Source organism: Azospirillum brasilense (assembly GCF_007827815.1).
Lineage (GTDB): Bacteria > Pseudomonadota > Alphaproteobacteria > Azospirillales > Azospirillaceae > Azospirillum > Azospirillum brasilense_C.
This window is the reverse complement of record NZ_VITH01000014.1, coordinates 142,706-163,733: the sequence shown is the minus strand read 5'-3', so window position 1 is coordinate 163,733 and position 21,028 is coordinate 142,706. Positions and strand designations below refer to the sequence as shown.

At 70.7% G+C, this 21,028-nt stretch carries 21 protein-coding genes; 8 read left to right on the top strand and 13 right to left on the bottom strand.

The genetic code is table 11. The features are described 5' to 3' along the window. Window positions 1-108 precede the first annotated feature (108 nt). Complete coding sequence (locus FBZ83_RS25010) at window positions 109-696, top strand: DUF6655 family protein (RefSeq protein ID WP_145689405.1); 588 nt, start codon at window positions 109-111, stop codon at window positions 694-696. A gap of 143 nt (window positions 697-839) precedes the next feature. After that, a complete protein-coding gene (locus tag FBZ83_RS25005) occupies window positions 840-2,441 on the top strand; it encodes a sensor histidine kinase (protein ID WP_145689404.1) in 1,602 nt (533 codons plus the stop codon). A 61-nt stretch (window positions 2,442-2,502) separates the two neighbouring features. On the opposite strand, the gene FBZ83_RS25000 is transcribed toward FBZ83_RS25005, so the two are convergent. Beyond that, window positions 2,503-3,183, bottom strand: a complete 681-nt coding sequence (locus FBZ83_RS25000; protein ID WP_014200193.1) for a LuxR C-terminal-related transcriptional regulator — start codon at window positions 3,181-3,183, stop codon at window positions 2,503-2,505. Window positions 3,184-3,488: 305 nt separating this feature from the next. Here FBZ83_RS25000 and FBZ83_RS24995 point away from each other — a divergent pair, with 305 nt between their 5' ends. From FBZ83_RS24995 to FBZ83_RS24980, 4 genes are all read left to right on the top strand, one after another. Next, entirely contained in the window at window positions 3,489-3,689 is a 201-nt protein-coding gene (locus FBZ83_RS24995; protein WP_145679878.1) for a hypothetical protein, read from the top strand. A 100-nt stretch (window positions 3,690-3,789) separates the two neighbouring features. Continuing rightward, window positions 3,790-4,218: a VanZ family protein gene (locus FBZ83_RS24990; protein WP_145689403.1), complete on the top strand. Its 429-nt coding sequence runs from the start codon at window positions 3,790-3,792 to the stop codon at window positions 4,216-4,218. 109 nt (window positions 4,219-4,327) lie between these two features. After that, a complete protein-coding gene (locus FBZ83_RS24985; protein ID WP_040137885.1) occupies window positions 4,328-4,570 on the top strand; it encodes a hypothetical protein in 243 nt (80 codons plus the stop codon). Between the two features lie 210 nt (window positions 4,571-4,780). Continuing rightward, window positions 4,781-5,818, top strand: coding sequence for an FkbM family methyltransferase (locus FBZ83_RS24980; RefSeq protein ID WP_247888460.1), 1,038 nt, complete (start codon window positions 4,781-4,783; stop codon window positions 5,816-5,818). A gap of 6 nt (window positions 5,819-5,824) precedes the next feature. Here the strand turns inward: FBZ83_RS24980 and FBZ83_RS24975 are convergent, their stop codons facing one another. Both FBZ83_RS24975 and FBZ83_RS24970 read right to left on the bottom strand, forming a co-directional pair. After that, entirely contained in the window at window positions 5,825-7,945 is a 2,121-nt protein-coding gene (locus FBZ83_RS24975; protein WP_145689401.1) for a tetratricopeptide repeat protein, read from the bottom strand. An 82-nt stretch (window positions 7,946-8,027) separates the two neighbouring features. Next, a complete protein-coding gene (locus FBZ83_RS24970) occupies window positions 8,028-8,936 on the bottom strand; it encodes a LysR family transcriptional regulator (RefSeq protein ID WP_145689400.1) in 909 nt (302 codons plus the stop codon). Between the two features lie 116 nt (window positions 8,937-9,052). Here FBZ83_RS24970 and FBZ83_RS24965 point away from each other — a divergent pair, with 116 nt between their 5' ends. Beyond that, complete coding sequence (locus FBZ83_RS24965) at window positions 9,053-10,246, top strand: serine hydrolase domain-containing protein (RefSeq protein ID WP_145689399.1); 1,194 nt, start codon at window positions 9,053-9,055, stop codon at window positions 10,244-10,246. Continuing rightward, the gene (locus tag FBZ83_RS24960) at window positions 10,243-11,445 is read left to right on the top strand and encodes an MFS transporter (RefSeq protein ID WP_145689398.1); all 1,203 of its coding nucleotides are present in this window, start codon (window positions 10,243-10,245) and stop codon (window positions 11,443-11,445) included. The genes FBZ83_RS24965 and FBZ83_RS24960 overlap by 4 nt, the downstream gene beginning before the upstream one ends. A 16-nt stretch (window positions 11,446-11,461) precedes the next feature. Here FBZ83_RS24960 and FBZ83_RS24955 read toward each other — a convergent pair whose 3' ends face one another. The 10 genes from FBZ83_RS24955 to FBZ83_RS24910 form a co-directional block, all read right to left on the bottom strand. Continuing rightward, entirely contained in the window at window positions 11,462-12,766 is a 1,305-nt protein-coding gene (locus FBZ83_RS24955) for an NAD(P)/FAD-dependent oxidoreductase (protein WP_145689397.1), read from the bottom strand. Beyond that, window positions 12,763-13,962: a M20 aminoacylase family protein gene (locus tag FBZ83_RS24950; RefSeq protein ID WP_145689396.1), complete on the bottom strand. Its 1,200-nt coding sequence runs from the start codon at window positions 13,960-13,962 to the stop codon at window positions 12,763-12,765. Before FBZ83_RS24950 ends, FBZ83_RS24955 begins: the two co-directional genes overlap by 4 nt. Continuing rightward, window positions 13,959-14,489 (bottom strand): L-2-amino-thiazoline-4-carboxylic acid hydrolase, encoded by a 531-nt coding sequence (locus FBZ83_RS24945; RefSeq protein WP_051658725.1) that lies wholly within the window; start codon window positions 14,487-14,489, stop codon window positions 13,959-13,961. Before FBZ83_RS24945 ends, FBZ83_RS24950 begins: the two co-directional genes overlap by 4 nt. Window positions 14,490-14,508: 19 nt before the next feature. After that, window positions 14,509-15,258 (bottom strand): ABC transporter ATP-binding protein, encoded by a 750-nt coding sequence (locus FBZ83_RS24940; RefSeq protein ID WP_145689395.1) that lies wholly within the window; start codon window positions 15,256-15,258, stop codon window positions 14,509-14,511. Beyond that, window positions 15,248-16,015, bottom strand: coding sequence for an ABC transporter ATP-binding protein (locus FBZ83_RS24935; RefSeq protein ID WP_145689394.1), 768 nt, complete (start codon window positions 16,013-16,015; stop codon window positions 15,248-15,250). Before FBZ83_RS24935 ends, FBZ83_RS24940 begins: the two co-directional genes overlap by 11 nt. Window positions 16,016-16,023: 8 nt before the next feature. Next, the gene (locus FBZ83_RS24930) at window positions 16,024-17,091 is read right to left on the bottom strand and encodes a branched-chain amino acid ABC transporter permease (protein ID WP_145689393.1); all 1,068 of its coding nucleotides are present in this window, start codon (window positions 17,089-17,091) and stop codon (window positions 16,024-16,026) included. After that, on the bottom strand, window positions 17,072-17,989 hold the full coding sequence (locus FBZ83_RS24925) for a branched-chain amino acid ABC transporter permease (RefSeq protein ID WP_059399728.1): 918 nt from the start codon (window positions 17,987-17,989) through the stop codon (window positions 17,072-17,074). The genes FBZ83_RS24930 and FBZ83_RS24925 overlap by 20 nt, the downstream gene beginning before the upstream one ends. Window positions 17,990-18,118: 129 nt before the next feature. Beyond that, window positions 18,119-19,264 carry an ABC transporter substrate-binding protein gene (locus FBZ83_RS24920; protein ID WP_145689392.1) on the bottom strand — a complete coding sequence of 382 codons (1,146 nt, stop codon included), beginning with the start codon at window positions 19,262-19,264 and terminating at the stop codon, window positions 18,119-18,121. Between the two features lie 32 nt (window positions 19,265-19,296). Beyond that, window positions 19,297-19,794, bottom strand: coding sequence for an L-2-amino-thiazoline-4-carboxylic acid hydrolase (locus tag FBZ83_RS24915; protein WP_114861325.1), 498 nt, complete (start codon window positions 19,792-19,794; stop codon window positions 19,297-19,299). Between the two features lie 78 nt (window positions 19,795-19,872). Then, window positions 19,873-21,024, bottom strand: coding sequence for a PLP-dependent cysteine synthase family protein (locus FBZ83_RS24910; protein ID WP_145689391.1), 1,152 nt, complete (start codon window positions 21,022-21,024; stop codon window positions 19,873-19,875). Window positions 21,025-21,028 lie beyond the last annotated feature (4 nt).

The window sequence follows — 21,028 nt, the reverse complement described above, 5'->3', positions numbered from 1 at the left end:
TTGTCCGGCGCGTTTCGTCTGTTCGGCGTGCGGGGCCGGTCCCAAATCTCTCCCTTGCCCGGACCGGGCGAACCTGAGAAGCCGGAGACGAAAAGCACGAGGACCCGAATGCCCCGCAACAGACCGATGATCCTTGCAGCGCTGGCGGCCACCGCGGCCCTGGCCGCCGGATGCACCGATGTGAAGGAAAGCCTTCCGTCCCGGACCGCCACCGAACAGCTTCTGATCTCCAGCGCCGCGGACAACGCCGCCAACCGCCTGCGGCTGGATCTGCCGGCGGACAAGCGCGCCTTCCTCGACACCGGCAACTTCGACGGCACCGACGCCAAATACGCCGCGAGCGCGATCAAGGAATCGCTGCTGCGCCAGGGCGTCCGCCTTGTCCCCGACCGGGCCGCCGCCGACACGATCATCGAGATCCGGCTGGGCGCCCTGTCGGTGAACCAGAGCAAGACGGTGCTGGGCATTCCCCCGATCACCCTGCCCGGCGCGATCACCCTGCCGGAGGCGTCGGTCTACAGCTCCACCGAGAACCAGGCGGTCGCGAAATTCTCCGCCTTCGCCTACGACAACCAGAGCGGCGCCCTGGTCGCCTCGACGGAGCCGGCCTACGGCCTGTCGGGGGAGCAGAGCTACCGGGCGATGACGCTGTTCTCCTGGCGCACCTCGCCCCCCTACCCCGAAGACACCAACTGACGACACCGACCGACGCGGACCTGTCCGCACGGATTTTGCGTTCGCCCAAAGCCATAGCCGCATTCTCTGGCGCGGCGGGGGGTGGACGCGTACCATGCCGTGGCCCCGCGGGGCGCGGCATCAAGCGCAAAGGCGACGGCACAGTGGACGATCATGGGGCGGAACAGGACAGTGGCGTCCGGCAATCGGAACGGCTGCTGCTGGCCCAGACGACCGCCCTGGAGCAAGCCATCGGCGGCGCCGGGCTTGACGAGGCGCTGGACCTTCTGGCGCAAGCGGCGGCCGAGCGGTTCGGCGGGCGCGCCGCCATCATCCTGATGAGCGACGACGGTCGCACCCTGCGCTTCGGCGTCGCGGCCGGCCTGCCGGAGTCCTACCGGCGGGCGGTGGATGGGACCGCCATCGGTCCGCAAGACTTTCCCTGCGCTCTGGCCGCCCACAGCGGAGAGCGGGTGGTCATCGCAAATGTGGCGCAGGACCCGCGCTGGGCATCCGGCCGAGCGCCGTTGCTTGACCATGGCATCGCCGCCTGCTGGTCCACCCCGATCCGCACCGCCACCGGAACGGTGCTGGGCGCCTTCACCATTTACCACGCCACCCCCTGCGCGCCCGGCCCGCAGGATTTGGACGCGATGGATCGGCTGACCCGCACCGCCGCCCTGCTGATCGAGCGGGACCGGACGGAACGGGAGCGCCAGTCCAGCGAAGCGCTGCTGTCCTCCGTGCTGGAGCATCTGCCGGTCGGCGTCGCCGTCTACGACACGCAGGGCCGCACCACCCGCAACAACCGGCTGATGCGCGACTACACCAACGGCTCGCTGCCCTCCGCCGACGACCGGGAGGCGCAGCGTTGGCGCGCCTTCCAGCCCGACGGAAGCCCGGTCGACCGCAGCGCGTTTCCGGGCGCGCGCGCCCTGCGCGGCGAGATCGTGGCGCCCGGCATGGATTTCCTGCACCGCGCCGCCGACGGGACGGAGCACTGGACGCGCGTGTCGGCGGCCCCGCTGCGCGACGGCGCGGGACAAATCACCGGCGTGGTCGCCGTGGTCAGCGACATCGACGCGGAAAAGCGGGCGGCGCAGGGCTTGGCCGCGGCGCTGGACGAGGCCCGGCGCAGCGAGCTGGTGGCCCATGAGATGAGCCACCGCATCATGAACAGCTTCCAGCTTCTGCACGGGCTGGTGTCGATGCAGACCGCCACGGTCACCGACCCGGCGGCGCGCAAGGCGGTGGAGCAGGCCTTCTCGCGAATCCAGGCGATGGCGCTGGTGCAGCGCCGCCTGTTCGAGGCGACGCGCAACGACCTCGCCACGCTCGACGCGGCCGACTACCTGCAACGGCTGGGGGAAAGCCTGACCGGCGCCTTCATCGATTCGGGCCGCTGCACCCTGGTCATCGACGCCGCGCACGGAATCCCGATGCCCGCCGCGCAGGCCTCGTCCATGGGGCTGATCGTGACGGAGCTGGTGCTGAACGCCCTGAAGCACGCCTTCGGCGCGCACCAGCAGGGGACGGTAACGGTCCGCTTCGAAGCCTGCGGCGACGACCGCCGGCTGACGGTGACCGACGACGGGGCTGGCCTGCCGGACGGCGCCGGCATGGTGAAGCCCGCCGGGTCGGGGCAGGGAATGGGCATGACGCTGGTGCACGGTCTGGTGCGCCAGCTCGGCGGAAGGCTGGAAATCGACCGCCCCGATCAGGGCGGCCGCCCCGGAACCCGCTTCGTCCTGACTTTTCCAGCCTGACCCGTCCAGCGCGTCAGGCGTCGAAGCCACGGGGTTCCGGGATGGCGCGGCGTCCTGATCCTTAGGCGACGGCTTCCATCGGCTTTTCGACCTTGCCGCCGAACCCGTTCTCCAGCGCCCAGATGGCGGCCTGGGTGCGGTTGGAGGCGTTGATCTTGCGCAGCAGGCTCTTCAGGTGAACCTTCACCGTCGCTTCGGTGATGTTCAGATGATTGGCGATCATCTTGTTGCTGTCACCCTGCAGCAGGCGCTCCAGGATCTGCGTCTCGCGCTGCGACAAGCCCTTGGCCGCGGTCGGGCCGTTGGCGCTGGTGTTGGCGCCGGCCTTGCCGGTGATGAGGAGGGCGGCGAGGTGGGTCGGGAAGACCTTTTCGCCGATCATCACCAGACGCAGCGACTGCGCCAGCGCGGCCGGGGAAATGTCCTTCATCAGGAAAGCGTCGGCGCCGGCCTGGATGGCGTTGGCCATTTCCTGGGCGTCGAGGTGGCTGGCCAGAAGGACGAGCCGCGCGGTCGGATACTGCTCCCGCAGGACGGTGACGGCCTGGACCGTGCCGTTGGCGGAAGCCGGGTCCATCATGATCAGCTCGGGCGTGTCGCCCTCCATCATGCCCGGCGGCGGTACGTCGCTGAAACTGGCGGCCTCTTTCGTGATGCGGAACTCCCCTTCCGAGAAGAGGGCCTTCATGCCTTCGCGGAACAGTTTGTTGGCGTCGATCAGAAAGATGGAGACCGATTGCATCGTCCAGTCACTCTCGAAGGTGATTGAGATGAGCCACCCTACCCTATCGTTGGCGGGCCGACCACCCGTCCGTTAGTAGAATATTAACCAATGAAGTCCGAGGCACGTCCTCCCATCGGGCATATGCCCACCCCGGAAAGCCGGTCCAGGACGCTCCCGGATGCCCGGAAACTCCGAAAAACCACGCCTGAACAGGCCACTACCCATTTTGCGCGGGAATCTGGGGCCGTCTCGTTAATATCACGGCAACCATAATCGGCCATTGGTACAGTCATCGTAATTCATCGCTTGGATGGGTGCCCGACATGCCGATGGTGTCCATGTGGAAGAAGATCAGTCCCTGTCACTTCGTGATGCAGGACTGTCACCGCCGGATCGAAATCCGTTACCACGCCACCGGCTCGCAGAGCGGTTGGGGCGTCTACGCCGACGGGACGCTGGTGCAGCAGCGCGCCGCCTTCACCGAAGCGCGCGGCATCGCCATGGGGCTGGCGACCGGAGCCTGAAACGGGCCTTGCCCGCCGGATGTCACAGCGCGGACATCGGGCGGTTAACCGGCCCTTGAGACTGTTCCGCGCAGGATGGCCTTCGTCGCAGGAGGCCGTCATGACGTTCCGCCCACTTCCCCTTCTCTGGCGCCGGCTCGCGCTCTGCGCCCTTCTCGGCCTCATGGGGATCGCCTTCTGGGCCGCGCTGCAACCGCAGTTGGCGCCCAGCGGCCTTTACGGCTTCGACAAGCTGGTGCACGCCGGGGCCTTCGGGCTCCTCACCCTGCTCGGCATCCTGGCCAGCGCCAGCCGGCGCGCCGCCGTCCTGGCGGTGCTGGCGGTCTTCGCGCTCGGCGCCGCCATCGAGGTGGCGCAATCCTTCGTTCCGGGACGCGAGGCCAGCCTGTCCGATCTGGCCGGGGACGCCGTGGGAATCGCCCTGGGAATCATGACCGTCCGGCTGGGACATCGCGCCATCCAACGCGCGCGCCGCGCGCGCCATGGAATAGTCACGCAGCCCGCGGCGTTTGCGTCCTTACCGGAGTGAGGGGACGCAGCGTCCGGATCGACAATCCCGAGCACCCTCCTCCGTTTTTGGTTTTGTTCGTCTACCGAACTATGCTATGCCGAAAGGCAGGACATCTGGAGTAACGCTTATGGACTGGCATAACGAAAAGGCTAAGACCGGCGCCCGCGCCTTGGAATCCGCGTTCGGCGTGATGCTGACGGTCTGCGAGGCCACCGACGGCTGGTGGAACTGGCACGCGGAGCATGAGGGGCTGAGCTGGACCCCCGACGCCCGCTGGTTCGCCACCCGCCGCGAGGCGCAGGACGCGGCGGAGGAGTGGGCCTCCACCCTGGCGCCGCAGCATCTGGGCTTCCTTCACCGCGCGGCCTGACGCCGTTAAGCGATGCGATCGGGGCGGTGCCGTTGACCCGCCCCGCGTCCGCTTCCACAATGGCCACCGTGCCAAGGCGACGGGAAGCGGCTGCGATCATCCCTTGGGACTGTTCATCAGCCCCATTGCGGTGACGAGATGCAGCACGAGACATCTTCCCTTCCTGGCCTTTCGCTTCAGAAAGCCTTCCTGCCACCCGAAGCCATTCTGGTGGCGGTCGGAACCGGTGCCGGGCGTTGGACCGACGCCGCCTCCGGCAGGAGATGCTTCGCCCTGCCGTCCTCCCTATCGGGACTCGACGCGTGGTGCGGTCCGGTCGGGCCACGCCAGATCGACTGGCTGGTTCTGGACGGTTGCGGCGACGCTTTGGCGGTGCTGGACGGTGCCACAGATCTGCTGCGCCTGCGCCGCATCGACTTCCTTCAGTTCGACGAGTCTGAGGCCGGTGGGCAACTGGCCGCGCTGTACGCGCGCCTGCAAGCCAACGGCTATTCCCTGTTCCGCTTCGCCGACCGCAATCTGGAGTTCCGCGCCACGCCGCCGGAAGACGGGCGCGGCGGCACGCACATGGCGGTCGCCCCCCGCCACTGGAATCGGCTGTTCACGCGCAGCCAGGGCATGTTCCGCTACAAAGACCTGTTTCCCCGCCACGGCGTCGCGCCGCGCGGCATCATCCATGTCGGCGCCCATGAGGGCGAGGAGTACGCCAACTACCGGGAGGCCGGCGCCGACCGCGTCCTCTTCGTCGAGGCGGACCCGGCGACCTTCGCCACGCTTCAGGCCCGTTTCGTCGGCAACGGCGATGTTATCTGTCTGAACGCCGCGGTGTCCGACCGGGCCGGGCGGGCGCGCTTTTCCCGCATGTCGAGCCGCCAGTCCAGCTCCCTGCTGGAGCCGACCGGCCATCTGAGCGTCTATCCCCACATCACCGTCGACGAGGTCATCGAGGTGGAGACCCGGACCCTGCCGGATCTGCTGGCGTCCAACGGCCTCGCGCCCGAGGAGTTCAACGTGCTGGCGATCGACGCGCAGGGGTCGGAGTGCCGCATTCTCAACGGCTGCGGCGATCTGCTGGCCGGGTTCGACGCGGTGGTGACCGAGGTGAGCTACGCCGAGCTGTATGAAGGCTCGGGCCTCGCCGCCGATGTGGACGACATCCTGTTCGCCCACGGCTTCGACCGAGTCGCCGAGACCAGCCCCTACCATCGAAGCTGGGGCGACGCGCTCTACGTCCGCCGTCCCGGCTGATACCCGTCAGGGCAGCAGGACCGGCGCGCTCCAGGGATCGAAGGGCACCAGCCGCGCCCGTTCGCGGTCGGGCCGCAGGGAGGCGCGCAGCGCCGGGTTCAGCATCGCCGCCGTCACCGAGAAGGAGCTGTTGGACACGGCGACCACGTCGGCCCGCGACAGGATCCAGTGGTCGGTGAAGAATTCCGCCCCAGGCAGCGGCGCCCCCAGATCGCCGGCGAGGACGGGGCGGTAGCGGGCGAAGCGCTCCGCCAGCTCCGGCGCGTCGGTGGCGAGATAGAGCACCGGCCGGTCCAGGCTGGGCCACACCCCGGCCAGCCAGTCGAGATACCAAGCCTCTGGGGCGATCCAGAAGCGGTCGTTGAGGCCGAAATCGCCGCGGCGCAGATGGATCGCCACCAGGGTCCGGCCGCGCACCCGCACCCCGTCCAGCGCCGCCGCGGCCCGCTCCGCCACCGCGCCGACCGGCGTGAAGAGGGCGCGGAACCGCGCGCGGTGCGGCGCCAGCGGCGCGGTGTCGCCGCAGAAATAGCCGACCACGTCGTGACCGTCCGGACCCGCCAACGCCCGCCCGTCCAGCAGCGCCGGAACGCCGCAATCCTCCTCGTGCAGGCTGGGCAGCGGCGGACCGGGAAGCGGGTCGTCCAGACCGTAGAGAGAACGCCCGATCCATTCCGGCGTTTCCAGCTCCATCCCGTTCCGCTCCGCGCAGACGCGCAGGCAACCGTACTGGAGAAGCTGGTTGCCGAAGCGTCCCGCATGACCGAGCGTGGACACCGACAGCCGCCGCTTGCCCGACGGTTGGCGCGGCGGCGGGCCTTCGCCCACGGCCCGGCGCAGCAGCAGCATCGCCCGGCGGGAGAAGCCGGTGCCGAGGCCCGGCGCCGCCACAATCGCCCGGTCGTAGAGGGCCAGCGCCTCGCCATCGGCCCCCTGCGCCTCGCGAACCGCGCCGGCCAGCAGCAGGCCGGGGGGCAGGCCGGGGGCGAGCCACAGCGCCCGACGCGCGCAGCGGCCGGCCCACGCCGCATCACCCCGCCGCAGCACGGCGCGGCCGAGCGCCACCCAGGAGTCCCCGTCGTCCGGGCGCGCGGCCAGCGCCCGTTGCAGCAGCGCCGCCGCCCGCTCCGCCAATCCGGCGCGCTCGCACAGCCGGCCATGTTCGGCCAGCACCGCCGCATCGCCGGGACACAGCCGGCCGGCCCGGTCCAGCGCCCGCCCGGCCGCCTCCAGGGCGTGCACCGCGTCGAGCGCCGCGCCGAGGGCGAGGTGCAGTTCCGGCGAGGCGGGGTCGAGCGACAAGCCGCGCCGCGCCGCCGCCACCGCCGCGCGCGGTTTCTCGGCGATCTGCTGGGCGGCGGCAAGCCGGACCAGCAGCCCGGTGTCGGCGGGTGCGGCCAGCGCCGCGCGCCGGCCCGCCGTGACCGCCGCGCCGCGCCTCCCCAGCTCGTTGCGCAGCAGGCACAGGCTCGCCCAACACCCGCCCTGCGCGGGGTCCAGGGCCAGCGCCGGACGAAGCGCCGCGATGGCCCGTTCCGTCTGGCCGAGCGCCTGGCATGCCTCTGCCTCCGCCATGTGGGCGCGCAACAACGCCGGGTCGAGCCGGGCCGCGAGCCCGGCCAGCCGGGCGGCCCCCTGCAACCGTCCGAGCCCCTTGGCCGCCATCGCCGCGTCGAAGGCGGCGGAGAGGTTTTGCGGATCGAGCGCCAGCACCCGTTCGTAAAGCGCCGCGGCGGCGGCCAGGGCGCCGGAATCGAACGCGGTCTCGGCCAACGCACGGAGCGCCGGGGCCAGCCGCTCCGCCGCCTCCCCATGATCCGACTGCAAACGCAGCGTGGCGAGCCAGCTTGCCGCTGCCGCCGCGGTCTGCCCGAGCGCGTCCTGAACCTTGCCGCGGTTGAGGTGATAGGTCGGCGATGCCGGATCGCCGGCCACGGCGGCGTCGAGATGGGGCAGCGCCGCCGCGACCCGCCCGGTCTGGGCGAGCAACAGCCCCATCAGATGGCTGGCGTCGGGATGACCGGGCACCGCCTCCAGGATCCGCCCATAAAGGGTCTCCGCCTCCGCCACGCGCCCGGCGATGTGATGGTCGAGCGCGATGGACAGGGCTTCGGAGACGGTGGCCATGAGCCGGGGCAATCCGCGTGGGGCCGCTTCGGGATGGCGCCACAGTGGCTGGGCCACACCCGGACTGTCAACCGCCGGACTGTCAAACGCCCGGCTTGGCCTTCGCGGCCGGGAACACCCGCGCGCGCAGGAAGTCCACCAGCGCCCGCACCTTCGGCGAGGGGTGCTTGCTCGCCGGCCACAGCACATGGAAAACGCTGGTGCGCCCCACGTGATCGGCCAGGACCGGCTCCAGCCGGCCATCGGCCAACAGATCGCGGATGGCGAAGTCCGGAAGGTAGGCGATCCCCAGCCCCTGCAGCGCGAAGCACACGCGCGTTTCGATGTTGTTGCAGATCATCGAGGTCGGCAGTTGCAGGTCAGGCTCGCCGGGCGCCTGCCGAAGCGCCCAACTTTCCAGCTTGCCGCTGCTGGGAAAGCGGTAGTGCAGGCAGTCGTGCCGCCGCAGATCGGCCGGTGTCCGCGGCGTGCCCCGCCGCGCCAGATAATCCGGCGAGGCGACCAGCAACAAACGGAAGTTCCCCAGCCGGCGCGCCGACAGCCGTGAATCGGCCGGCTCGCCCGTGCGCACCACGGCGTCGAAGCCCTCCTCGATCACGTCGACCATGCGGTCGGTGAAGTCCAGGTCCAGCTCGATCTCGGGGTAGGCGCGCATGAATTCGCCGAGCGCCGGCAGGACCAGCGAGCTGACCAGCGGCAGGCTGACGCGCAGGCGCCCGCGCGGCACGGCGGCGGCCTGGGACAGCTCCAGCTCCGCCGCCTCGATCTCGGCCAGGATGCGGCGGCTGCGCTCCAGGAACAGCGTGCCCTCGGCGGTCAGCGTGACGCTGCGCGTGCTGCGGTGGAACAGGCGCACGCCCAGCTTCTCCTCCAGCCGCGCCACGCTCTTGCCGACGGCCGAGGCCGACACGCCGAGCAGCCGGCCGGCGGCGACGAAGCTGCGCGTCTCGGCAACCTGCACGAACACCACGAAGCCGTTCAGGCTGTCCATCCGGCGCCTCCATTGCGGACATCCAGCTCCGCACAATCAGGAACTGCACCCGGCTTTTTCTTTAATAGCAGGATTTTTATCGTCAGGTCATCGCCCATTGAAACGAGCCGCGTGCCATGACCCATCCACCCCTTGCCCTCCGCCAAGGCGTTCCGCCGGCGACCCTCCGTGAGCGCGTCCACGACGCCGTCCAGCGGGCGCTCGACGAGCAGCGGCTTGTCGGCGCCGTCGTCCTGGTGGCGCGGGACGGCGCGCTGCTCCACCGGCAGGCCGCCGGCTTCGCCGACCGCGAAAGCGCGCGGCCGATGGCCGTGGAGACGGTCTTCCGTCTGGCGTCGGTCAGCAAGCCCATCGTCTCCACCGCGGCGCTGGCTCTGGTGGCGCAAGGCCGGCTCGATCTCGACGCGGACATCACGCGCTGGCTGCCCCAGTTCCAGCCCCGGCTGGCCGACGGCCGACCGGCGCGCATCACGGCGCGGCAGTTGCTCAGCCACACCGCCGGTCTCGGCTACCGCTTCTTCGAAGCCGACGCGGACGGCCCCTATGCGCGGGCCGGCGTGTCGGACGGCATGGACGCCTCCGGCATCACCCTGGACGAGAACCTGCGCCGCCTCGCCGGCGTGCCGCTTCTTTACGAACCGGGGATGGGTTGGGGCTACTCACTGGCGACCGACGTGCTGGGCGCGCTGGTCGCGCGGGTCCACGGCACGCCGTTGGACGAGGCGGTGCGCCGTCTGGTGACCGGCCCGTTGGGCATGGCGGACACCGGCTTCACCGCCCGCGATCCCCGGCGCGTCGCGACCGCCTATGTGAGCGATGCACCACAGCCGCATCGGCTGGCCGAGGGCGAGACGGTCTCCCCCTTCGAGGGCGCCGTCGGCATCGCCTACAGCCCTGAACGCATCTTCGATCCACAGGCCTTTCCGTCGGGCGGCGCGGGCATGGCGGGGACGGCGGAGGATCTTTTGCGGCTGCTGGAGACCCTGCGCCAGGGCGGCGGCGCGCTCCTGCCCGGCGAGTTGATCGCGGAGATGGCCCGGGACCAGACGGACGGCCGGGAGTTGCCCAACGCGCCCGGCTTCGGTTTTGGGCTGGGCTTCTCGGTCCTGCGCGACCCGGCCTCGGCCGCCTCGCCCGAATCGGAAGGCACCTGGCGCTGGGGCGGCGCCTATGGCCATTCCTGGTTCGTGGACCGGGCGCGCGGCCTCAGCGTCGTCGCCTTCACCAACACGCTCTACGAGGGCATGTGCGGCCGCTTCGTTATCGATCTGCGCGACGCGGTCTATGGCGGTTTGGAGGCGCGGCCATGAGGACGCCCCCGCGCACGAACGCCGCCGCGTCGGACCCTTTGCCCCTGGCCTCGCTGCTGGCGCTGGCCATGGCGGCCTTCATCACCATCCTCACCGAAGCGCTGCCCGCCGGACTGCTGCCGCAGATGGCCCAAGGGCTGGGTGTGACTGAGGCCTGGGTCGGCCAGACCGTGACGATCTACGCCGCCGGTTCGCTGGCGGCGGCCATCCCGCTGACCGCCGCCACGCAGGGGGTGCCCCGCCGCCCGCTGCTGCTGGCGGCCATCGCCGGCTTCGTTGTCGCCAACACCGTCACGACCCTGTCCGGCAGCTTCGCCCTGACCATGGTGGCGCGCTTCCTGGCGGGCGTGTCGGCCGGCCTGATGTGGGCGCTGCTGGCGGGCTATGCCGCGCGCATGGTGCCCGACCACCAGAAGGGCCGGGCCATCGCCGTCGCGATGGTCGGCGCGCCGTTGGCGCTGTCGCTCGGCGTGCCGACCGGCACCTTCCTGGGCAATCTGGTGGACTGGAGGGTGTGCTTCGGACTCATGAGCGCGCTGGCGCTGGCGCTCATGCTGTGGGTGCGCGTCGTGGTGCCGGACTTCGCCGGGCAGGCGGCGGGCAGTCGGCTGTCTCCGGGGCGCGTGTTCACCCTGGCCGGCGTGCGCCCGGTGCTGTTCGTGGTGCTGGCCTTCGTGCTGGCGCACAACATCCTCTACACCTACATCGCGCCGTTCCTGGCGGCGGCGGGCATGGAAGGGCGGACGGATCTGGCGCTGCTGCTGTTCGGCGCCGCGTCTCTGCTGGGCATCTGGATCGTCGGCGCGCTGATCGACGGCCATCTGCGGGCGCTGACGCTGGCCAGCACCGTCCTGTTCGGTCTGTCCGCTCTGGTGCTCGGCGTGGCGGGCGATGCCCCGGCCGTGATCCTTGCGGCGGTGGCCGCCTGGGGCCTGGCGTTCGGCGGTGCGGGGACGCTGTTCCAGACGGCCCTGGCCAGGACGGCGGGCGACGCGGCGGACGTCGCCCAGTCCATGCTGGTCACCGCCTGGAACACGGCCATCGCCGGCGGTGGCCTCCTCGGCGGCGTGCTGCTCGAACGGCTGGGCGTCGGCGCCTTCGCGCCGGCCGTCCTGGTGCTGCTGGCGGCGACGCTGCTGGCGGTGTGGGGGGCGAGGCGGCACGGCTTTCCCGCCCCGGCCGACGCGGCCGGAGCGTGAAAGGGCGCCGCCGCCGTCAGTCCGTGCGATCCAGCCGGCGCAGATGCAGCATGTAGAGCCGGGAGAAGCGCGTCACCAGATCGTGGAACGGCAGCGGCTTCACCGGGGTGAAGGGCAAGGCCAGTTCCGGCGCGCCCGTCCCCGTGGCGTGGCGCGCCAGTTCGCGGCCCACGGCGGTGCCCAGCGCCATGCCGCGCCCGTTGTAGCCGACCGCCCCGGTCACGCCGGGCGCCAGCTCGTGGAAGTGGGGCCGGAAATCGGCGGTCATCGCCAGATGCCCGCTCCAGCTCCGTGCGATGGCCGGGTTGCCGATCTGGGGGAAGACGCGGCGGATGCGCTCGCGCGTGCGCTCCCGCGCCCGCCGCTCGGCGTCCGCCGACCGCACCAGCGTGCAGCCGGAGACCAGCCGGTTGTCGGCGGTCCAGCGGAAGAAATGCAGGTCGCCGCGGGTGTCGCTGCACGCCATGTCGGAGGGCAGCACGCTGGCACGCAGCGCGGCGGGCAGCGGCTCCGTCACCATCTGGAAGTTCAGCACCGGCACGACGGAGCGGCGCAGCCCCGGCCACAGATCGTCGGTGTAGGCGTTGGTCGCCAGCACGACGCGGTCGGCGGTCACGCGGCCCCGCGGCGTGGTCAGGGTCCAGCCGGTGCCGGCGCGCGCGATGGACACGACCGGCGTGTCGCTGTGGATGGCGACGCCCAGCCCGAGGGCGGCCCGCGCCATCTCGCGGGCCAGCGACAGCGGGTTCACATGCCCGCCGGTCGGGGCGACCATGGCGCCGTGCCAGAAGCGCGTGCCCAGCGCTTGCTCCGTTTGCGCCGCGTCGAGGAGTGCGACCTCCGCCCCCAGCGCCCGCCATTGCGCGACCCGCTGCTCGGCCGCCTTCATGCGGCCGGGCCGGTGGGCCGGCTGGACCCAGCCCTTCTGCACGCCGTCGCAGCGCATCTGGTAGCGCTCGATCAGGTCGAAGACCAGCGCCGCCGAGCCGCCGACCATGCGGGCCAGCGCCGCTCCCTTCGCCTCGCCGTAGGCCGCCGTCAGGTTGGCGGGGTCGAGGCGCGACAGCGTCGGGATGATCTGGCCGTTGTTGCGGCCCGACCCGCCGAAGCCCGGCTCGCGCGCCTCCAGCACCGCCACGCGCACGCCCCGCTCGGCCAGATGGATCGCCGTGGACAGGCCGGTGACTCCCGCCCCGACCACCGCCACGTCCACCCGGACCGCTCCGTCCAGCGGACCGGTCTCCGGACCGGCGACGGCGCTCGCCGCCCAATGGGAGTCCGGCAGCGGCGCGTCCAGCAGCGGTTTGAGAAGCGCGCTCATCGCGTCCCCTCCTCCACCAGCAGCGTCTTGGCCAGCGCCACCCAGTAGCTGGCGCCGATGGCCAGGTTGGCGTCGTTGAAGTCGTAGCCGGGGTTGTGCAGCAGGCAGCCGCCGTCGGTCGGCCCGTTGCCCAGCCAGACGTAGCAGCCCGGCCGCTCCTTCAGCATGAAGGCGAAATCCTCCGCACCCATGGAGGGCATCGGGTCGTGGTCGATGTTCGCCTCGCCGACCAGCGTGGCGGCGACGCGGGCGCACAGCGCGGTCTCGGCGGCGCTGTTGACCGTCGCCGGGTAGCGCCGCTCGTAGCGCACGCCGGCGGTGCAGCCGAAGGCGGCGGCGGTGTGCTCGGCCAGCGCGCGCAGCCGCGCCTCGACCACGTCCTGCACCCCCTCCTTGAAGGCGCGGACGGTGCCGCGCAGCGTGACCTCCGCCGGGATGACGTTCCAGGTGTCGCCGCCGGTGATCCAGGTGGTCGAGACCACGGCGCTGTCCAGCGGGTGCAGGCTGCGCCCCGGAATGGTCTGCAGGGTGGTCAGCAGATGGCCGGCGGCGGTCATCGGGTCGTGGCCGAGGTGCGGCATGGCGGCGTGGCTGCCCTTGCCGTGGACGGTCACTTCGAAGATGTCGTAGCTGCCCATCATCGGCCCCGGCCGCAGCGCGATCTGCCCGAGCGGCAGGCCCGGCCAGTTGTGCATGCCGTAGACGCCGTCGACCGGGAACCGCTCGAACAGCCCCTCCGCGACCATCTCGCGGGCGCCGCCCTCGTTCTCCTCGGCCGGCTGGAAGATGACGTGCAGCGTCCCGGCGAAGTCCGGATCGTCGGCCAGGACCTTGGTCGCCCCCAGCAGCATCGTGGTGTGGCCGTCGTGGCCGCAGGCGTGCATCCGGCCGGGATTGACCGAGCGGTGGGCGAAGTCGTTGGTCTCGTGGATGTGCAGCGCGTCCATGTCGGCGCGCAGCGCGATGGCGCGGCCGCCGGGGCGGCGGCCCTTCAGCGTGCCGACCACGCCGGTGCGCCCCAGCCCCGTCGCCACCTCCAGCCCGAAGGCGCGCAGCTTGTCGGCGACGAAGGCGGCGGTCTCGTGCTCCTCGAAGGCGGTTTCGGGATGGGCGTGCAGATGGTGCCGCCACTGCCGCATCTCCGGGGCCAGGGCCTCGGCGGCGGGGTGCAGGCGGACGTTCGCGGGGATGGTCATTCCGGGGACTCCTGGGGTCCGCCCGCCGGCAGGCTGTAGCGGAAGTCGCAATGGCTGGCGCCCTGCATGATGGTCTGGGTGCGGGTGAAGCGGACGTCGGGGCGGTAGCCGCACATGAACTCGCCGTCCCGGTTGCAGGACAGGATGTCGCCGATCTCCTCAACGCCCATGGCGCGGTAGCTTTCGGCGTAGCGGCAGCGGGTGACGTTGAAGCCCAGCCGGTCGGGCGCGCTCTCGATCACCTCCAGCCGCAGGGCGTCCCCGGCGGTCCACAGGGCCAGCCGCTCGTGGAAGGTGGCGAGGTCGGCGGTGCCGCGGGTGGCGCGGTCCTCCGCCGCCATGGCGGCGCCGGCCTCGCGGGCCATCACCTCGATGGCGCGGGCGAGCACGGCGCGCGCCCGCTCCCGTCCGATCTCGGGCAGGAGCTGGTCGTACAGCGCCTTGGCGAAGGCCGCCTCGATGCGCCGCCGCTCCAGGATGGGCAGGGGGGCGGACGCGGGGGCGGCGTTTTCGGTGTCGGTGGTCATCGCTGCGATCCTTTTTCCGTCAGCCGCCGAGATAGGCCGCCCGCACGCGCGGGTCGGCGGCCAGATCGGCGGCGCTGCCCGAGAGTGTCACCCTTCCCGCCTCCATGACATAGGCGTGATCGGCGACGCGCAACGCGGCGCGGGCGTTCTGCTCCACCAGCAGGATCGAGGTGCCCTCGCCGCGGATCTGGACCAGCAGGTCGAAGATCTGCTTCACCACCATCGGCGCGAGGCCGAGCGACGGCTCGTCGAGCAGCAGCAGGCGCGGCTTCGACATCAAGGCGCGGGCGATGCACAGCATCTGCTGCTCGCCGCCCGACAGCGACCCCGCCTTCTGGGTCAGCCGCTCGCGCAGGCGGGGAAACAGCTCCAGCATCCGCTCCATGCGGGCGGCGCGGTCGTGGCGCAACGTCCGCCCGCCGAGCAGCAAATTCTCCCGCACCGTCATGGTGCCGAAGATCTGCCGCCCCTCCGGCGCTTGGGCGAGGCCGCGGCGCACCACCTCGTGGCTGGGGCTGTCGGTCATGTCCTCGCCGTCGAAGACGGTGGCGCCGCCCGTGGTGCGGTAGATGCCCGACAGGGCGCGCATCAGCGTGGTCTTGCCGACGCCGTTGGCGCCCAGCACGGCGACGATGGCCCCCTCCGCCACGTCGAGCGAGACGCCGCGCAGGATCTCCTGCGGCCCCATGCGCACCGTTAGGTCGCGGACCTCCAGGATGCGGCGGGTGGCGACGGTGGTGTTGCTGGCCTGTGCTCCGTCAAGCGGCATCGTCTTCCACTCCCAGATAGGCTTCGAGGACGGCGGGGTCGCGCTGCACCGCCTCCGGCGTGCCGTCGGCGATCTTGCGGCCGGACGCCAGGACGATGACGCGGCTGCAGCTTCCCATCACCAGCCCCATGTCGTGCTCGACCAGCAGAACGGTGACGCCGCCGGCGTGCAGGCGGCGGATGAAGTCGGCCAGCTCCGCCGTCTCGGTGTCGTTCAGGCCCGCCGCCGGCTCGTCGAGGATCAGCAGCCGGGGAGCCGTCGCCAGGGCGCGGGCGATCTCCAGATACTTGCGCTTGCCGTAGGACAGGTTGGCGGCGATGTCCCCGGCCTGGGCGGTCAGGCCGACGCGCTCCAGCGCCTCCCAGCTCCGCTCGCTGACCGCGCGGCTGCGGGCGCCGCCGTTGACCAGCGCCCGCCAGGGCGACTGGCCGAAGGCGCCGACCGCCCCGACGGACACGTTGTCGAACACCGTCATGTTGGGGAAGACGCGCAGGTTCTGGAAGGTGCGGCCCATGCCCATGCGGGCGATCTGCCAGGGCTTGCGGCCCGTGACGTCCTGCCCGTCGAAGGTCACCGTGCCGTCCGACGGCGGGGTGAAGCCGGTGATCAGGTTGAACAGGGTGGTCTTGCCGGCGCCGTTGGGGCCGATCAGCCCGACCAGCTCACCCTTGGCGATGGTGGCGCTGACGTCGCTGACCGCCAGCAGGCCGCCGAAGCGCCGGGTCAGCCCCTGGATGGAGAGAAGCGTGTTGCTCATGATCCGCCTCACTTCCAGCCGACGGGCGTGCCGCCGGCGATGGTGGCCCAGCCGCGGGAGAAGGAGCGGCGGACGAAGCCCAGCGCGGTGCCTTCGGCCAGCATGCCCTTGGGCAGCAGCAGGATGGACAGGAACATGGTCGCCCCGACGGCGATCATGCGGTAATCGCCGATGTCGCGCAGCGCCTCCGGCAGGACGATCATGAACAGGGCGCCGACGACCGCGCCGGGAAGGCTGCCGAGACCGCCGACCACCACCATCGCCAGGATCAGGATCGATTCCATGAAGCGGAAGTTGTCCGGCGCGATGTAGGCGGAGGTGTGGGCGAGCAGCGCCCCGGCGATGCCGGCGAAGAAGGTGGCGACGACGAAGGACTCGATCTTCAGCCGCTCCACGTTGATGCCCATGCTGTCGGCGCACTGGTCGTCCTCGCGCAGAGCCCGCAGCGCGTTGCCGTAGTAGGAGTGGGTCAGCCGGTGCAGCACCCAGACGCAGGCGACGGCGATGACCGCGACCGCCAGATAACGGCTGAGCAGCGTGTCGGCCTGCCAGCCGAACAGCTCGATCGGCGGGATGCCGCGGATGCCCATCGGGCCGCGGGTCACGTCCACCCAGTTCAGCAGGACCACGTAGATCATCTCGCCGATGCCGAGCGTGGCGACGGCGAAGTAGATGCTGACCAGCCGCATGGTCGGCAGCGCCACCAGGAAGCCGAACAGCGCGGCGATCAGCCCCGCCGCCGGCAGCGTGACGATGAAGGGCAGGCCGAGCCGGGTCGACAGCAGGGCCGCCGCGTAGGCGCCGATGCCGTAGAAGGCGGCGTGGCCGATCGACAGCAGCCCGGCGGTGCCCGTCACATGGTTCAGGCTGGCCGACAGGATCACGAAGATCATCGTCGTGATGGCGATCTGGGCGAGATAGCTGGACCCGGTGCCGACGATCGCGGCGGGCACGGCGCCGAAGGCGACCGCCAGCAGGAGCAGGGTCCAGGCGAACCGCCGGCCTCGCCCGGAAAACGCGGCGGGCGGCGCGAGGGTGTCCGGCATCAGCCGGGCGTCAGGCACGTTCACGTCCATGTCCGAACAATCCTTGCGGGAAGAAGACCAGCGTGATGACCAGAAGGCTGTAGGTGATCAGGTCCTTCCAGCCGCTGGACAGGAACTCGGTCGCGATGCTCTCCGACACGCCGAGCAGCAGGGCGCAGGCGACCGCCCCCGGGATGCTCGACAGGCCGCCCATGACCATGGCGACGAAGGCCTTGACGCCCGGCGCGAAGCCCATGTGCGGCGAGATGGCGCCGTCGTAGAGCCCGACCAGGATTCCCGCCGTGGCGCCCAGCATCGAGCCGACCGCGAAGGTGGTGACGATGGTGCGGTCGGTGTTGATGCCGACGTAGCGGGCGCCGAGCTGGTTGTTGGACACCGCACGGATGCCGAGGCCGGTCTGGGTGCGGTAGAGCAGGAACTGCAGCGCGCCCAGCATGACGGCGGAGGTGGCGAAGATGACCAGGCTGCCGCTGGCGACCATGACCGGCCCGATGGCGACCGGCTGCTGCAGCAGGTAGCCGGACGGGATGCCCTGCATGTCGCCGCCGAAGATGTGCATCATGATCTCGCGCGTCACGATCGACACGGCGAGCGAGGAGAGCAGCGTCGCCTCGCGCATGGCGCGGGACTTCTGGCTGGCCTCGTCGGTGAAGCGGCGGAAGGGGCGGAAGGCGATGCGCTCCAGCCCGACGCCGGACACCGCGCCCACCGCCAGAACCAGCGGCACCACCGCCAGCAGCGGCGGGGCCATCGCGGTGATGACCATCAGCCCGACGAAGGCGCCGATGGTGTAGACCTCGCCGTGGGCGAAGTTGACGACGTTCAGGACGCCGAAGATCAGCGTGAAGCCGATCGCCATCAGGGCATAGACGCACCCAATGGACAGGCCGTTGATGACCTGCTGAAGGAAGAAGACATCGAAGACCATGGCGTGCTCCAGGCTTCGGGGAGCGCGCCCGCCGGTCCCGGCGGAGCGCGCACCACGGCGTGTGTCCCGAAAAGCGGATCGTGTGGATAGCCCTGGGGCGTCCCTGGGGGCGTCCTTAGACGGTACCGGTCAGGGACCGGTCACGACCTGGAAGCGGCCGTCCTTCACCATCATCTTGGCCAGCGCCTTCGCCGGCTCGCGGGTGACGGGGTCGAAGCTGGTGGCGCCGGTCACGCCGGGATAGCCGGTGGTGGCGGCCAGCGCGTCGCGCAGGCTCTCACGCGTCACCGACGGGCCGGCCTTGGCGACGGCGTCCAGCATGATGCCGACCGCGTCGTAGGCCTGGGCGGCGAACATGCCGGGCTCCGACTTGAAGCGCGCGGCGTATTCCTTCACGAAGGTCTGCACCGCCGGGTCGGGGTTGTCGGGCGTGAAGGTCGTGGCGAGATGCAGCCCCTCCACCGACTCGCGCCCCAGCTCGATCAGCTTGGGCGAGTAGAGGGAGCTGGTGCCGTAGAGCGGGATCTTGATGCCGAGTTGCTCGCGCTGCTGGGCGAAGGCGGCCCCCTCTTCGTAGAACATGGCGAGGTAGATCACGTCGGGCTTCTGCCGGGCGACCTTGGTCAGGATGGAGCGGAAGTCGCGGTTGCCGGGGTTGAACGCCTCGGTGGCGGTGATCTTGCCGCCCTTGGCCTTGAAGCCGCTGACGAAGCCGTCGAGCGCCGAGATGCCCCAGTCGTTCTGGATGTAGATCACCGCCGCCGTCTTCTTGCCCGCCGCGATGATCCAGTCGGCGTTGTACGGGCCTTCGAAGGCCTGGGTGGTGATGTTGCGGAACTGCCAGGGGCTGAGCTTGGTGAAATCCGGATGCGAGGCGGTCTGGGAGAGCTGCGGCATCTTCTCCGCCGCGTAGATCTCGCCCGCCGCCATCGACACGGTGGAGGAGAAGTCGCCGATCACCCCGACGATCTTGGAATTGTCGAGGAACTTGTGCGCGATGTTGCGCGCCTCCTTGGGATCGTCCTTGCTGTCCTCGAAGGTGATGGCGACCTTGGCGCCGGCCAGCTTGCCCGAGGCGTTGAACTCCTCCAGCTTGATCTGGGCGGCGTTGCGGAACATCTCGCCATACTGGCTGCGGTCGCCGCTGAGCGGCGCCTGATAGCCGATGACGATCTCGCGGTCGGCGGCCTGGGCAGTGGTGGCACCGGCGGTGGCGGCCAGCATGGCGCCCACAACGGCACCCAGTGCGGCGCCGAAAACAGCATGCTTTTTCATGGTTCGGTTCCCCTGTCGGCGAGGCTGGACGGTCAGTTCGCGGCGGCGGGCGCGGCGGCGCCCGGCGTGATCGTCAGGTGGCAGCAGGTGCTGCGGCCCGGCTTCCAGGTGTCGACCTCGATCTCGAAGCCGGCGGTCTCGAAGGTGCCCTTGTCGACCGCGCCGGCGAGTTCGCAGAGCGTCTCCACCGTCTCAGCCGGCAGGTTGGCCTCCAGCCAGGCTTCCTTCAGCGGACAGGTGTGGAAGCGGATCTCCAGCACCTCGTCGGTGCAGCGCACGACCTCCGGGCCGAACTGGGCCTCGGCGTCGGGGATGAACTTCAGGAAGGAGTCGCGCAGGCCGGCCAGATCGGCCGGGGCGTGCGGCGCGAAATTGTGGGCGATGGCCGCACCCCGGCGATAGATGGTGCGCGCCATGATCTCCCGGGCCTTCTCCTCGCCGATCTCCTTGCGCATCTCGTCGAAGGCCGCCTCATAGACCATCGCGCGGCTCTTCATCGCGTTGCGCAGAAGTGTGCGAAACTCGTCCATCGGTGAATGCTCCTGTTTTTCTGCCAAGTGTCTTGCGGTGGCGATTTTTGTTTTTTGAAAGCGCTTGTTCTTTTTGCGTCAGAGGGACGGGCCGCCCTGAAGGAAGGCCTCGATCCGCGCCTCGTCGGCGGCGGTGTCGAAACCGGCCCGCCCCATCCAGGCGTCGTCGTGGTAGGTGTTGCGGTAGCGCTCGCCGGAATCGCAGATCAGCGTCACCAGCGACCCGGCCCGCCCGGCGTCGCGCATCCGTCCGGCGATCCAGCACAGCCCGAAGAAGTTGGTCCCGGTGGACCCGCCGACCATCCGGCCCAGCCGCCGCGACAGCACCCGCATCGCCGCCAGCGAGGCCACGTCGGGCACCTTGATCATCTGGTCGACGACCTCGGGGATGAAGGAGGGCTCGACGCGGGGCCGCCCGATGCCCTCGATGCGCGACCCGCGCTCGCAGGTGAGTGCTGCGTCGCGGTTGACGAAGCTCTCGTAGAAAACCGAATGCTCGGCGTCGGGAACGCACAGCCGGGTCGGCAGATGGCGGTAGCGGATGTGGCGCCCGATGGTGGCGGCGGTGCCGCCGGTGCCGGCGCTCATCACGATCCAGTCGGGCACCGGGTGGCGCTCGCTGCGCATCTGGCCGAAGATCGACTGGGCGATGTTGTCGGTGCGCCAGTCGGTGGCGCGCTCGGCGTAGGTGAACTGGTCGAGATAGACGCCGCCCAGCCGCGCCGCCAGCGCCGCCGCCTCGGCGTAGATCGCCTTGGAGGATTCGACGAAGTGGCAGCGCCCGCCGTGCAATTCGATGGCGGCGACCTTCTCGTCGGAGGTGCCGCGCGGCATCACCGCGTGGAAGGGAAGGCCGAGCAGACGGGCGAAATAGGCTTCCGACACCGCGGTGGAGCCCGACGACGCCTCGATCACCGGCGTGCCCTCGCCGATCCGCCCGTTGCAGATGGCGAACAGCAGCAGCGACCGGGCGACGCGGTGCTTCAGGCTGCCGGTGGGGTGGGTCGATTCGTCCTTCAGGTAGACGTCGATCCCGGACAGCTCCGGAACGTCGAGCTTCAGCAGCGGCGTGTCGGGCGACCGCGCCGCCTCGGTCTCCAGCAGCTCGATCGCGCGCCGGGTCCAGTCGCGGCAGGCAACCTCGGGCAGCGGGGTGTAATCGAGGCGGATCGGCTGACGGATCGAACCGGCGCCGGGAGAAAACGGCACGGTCTGCGCGGAAGCGGTCATGTCA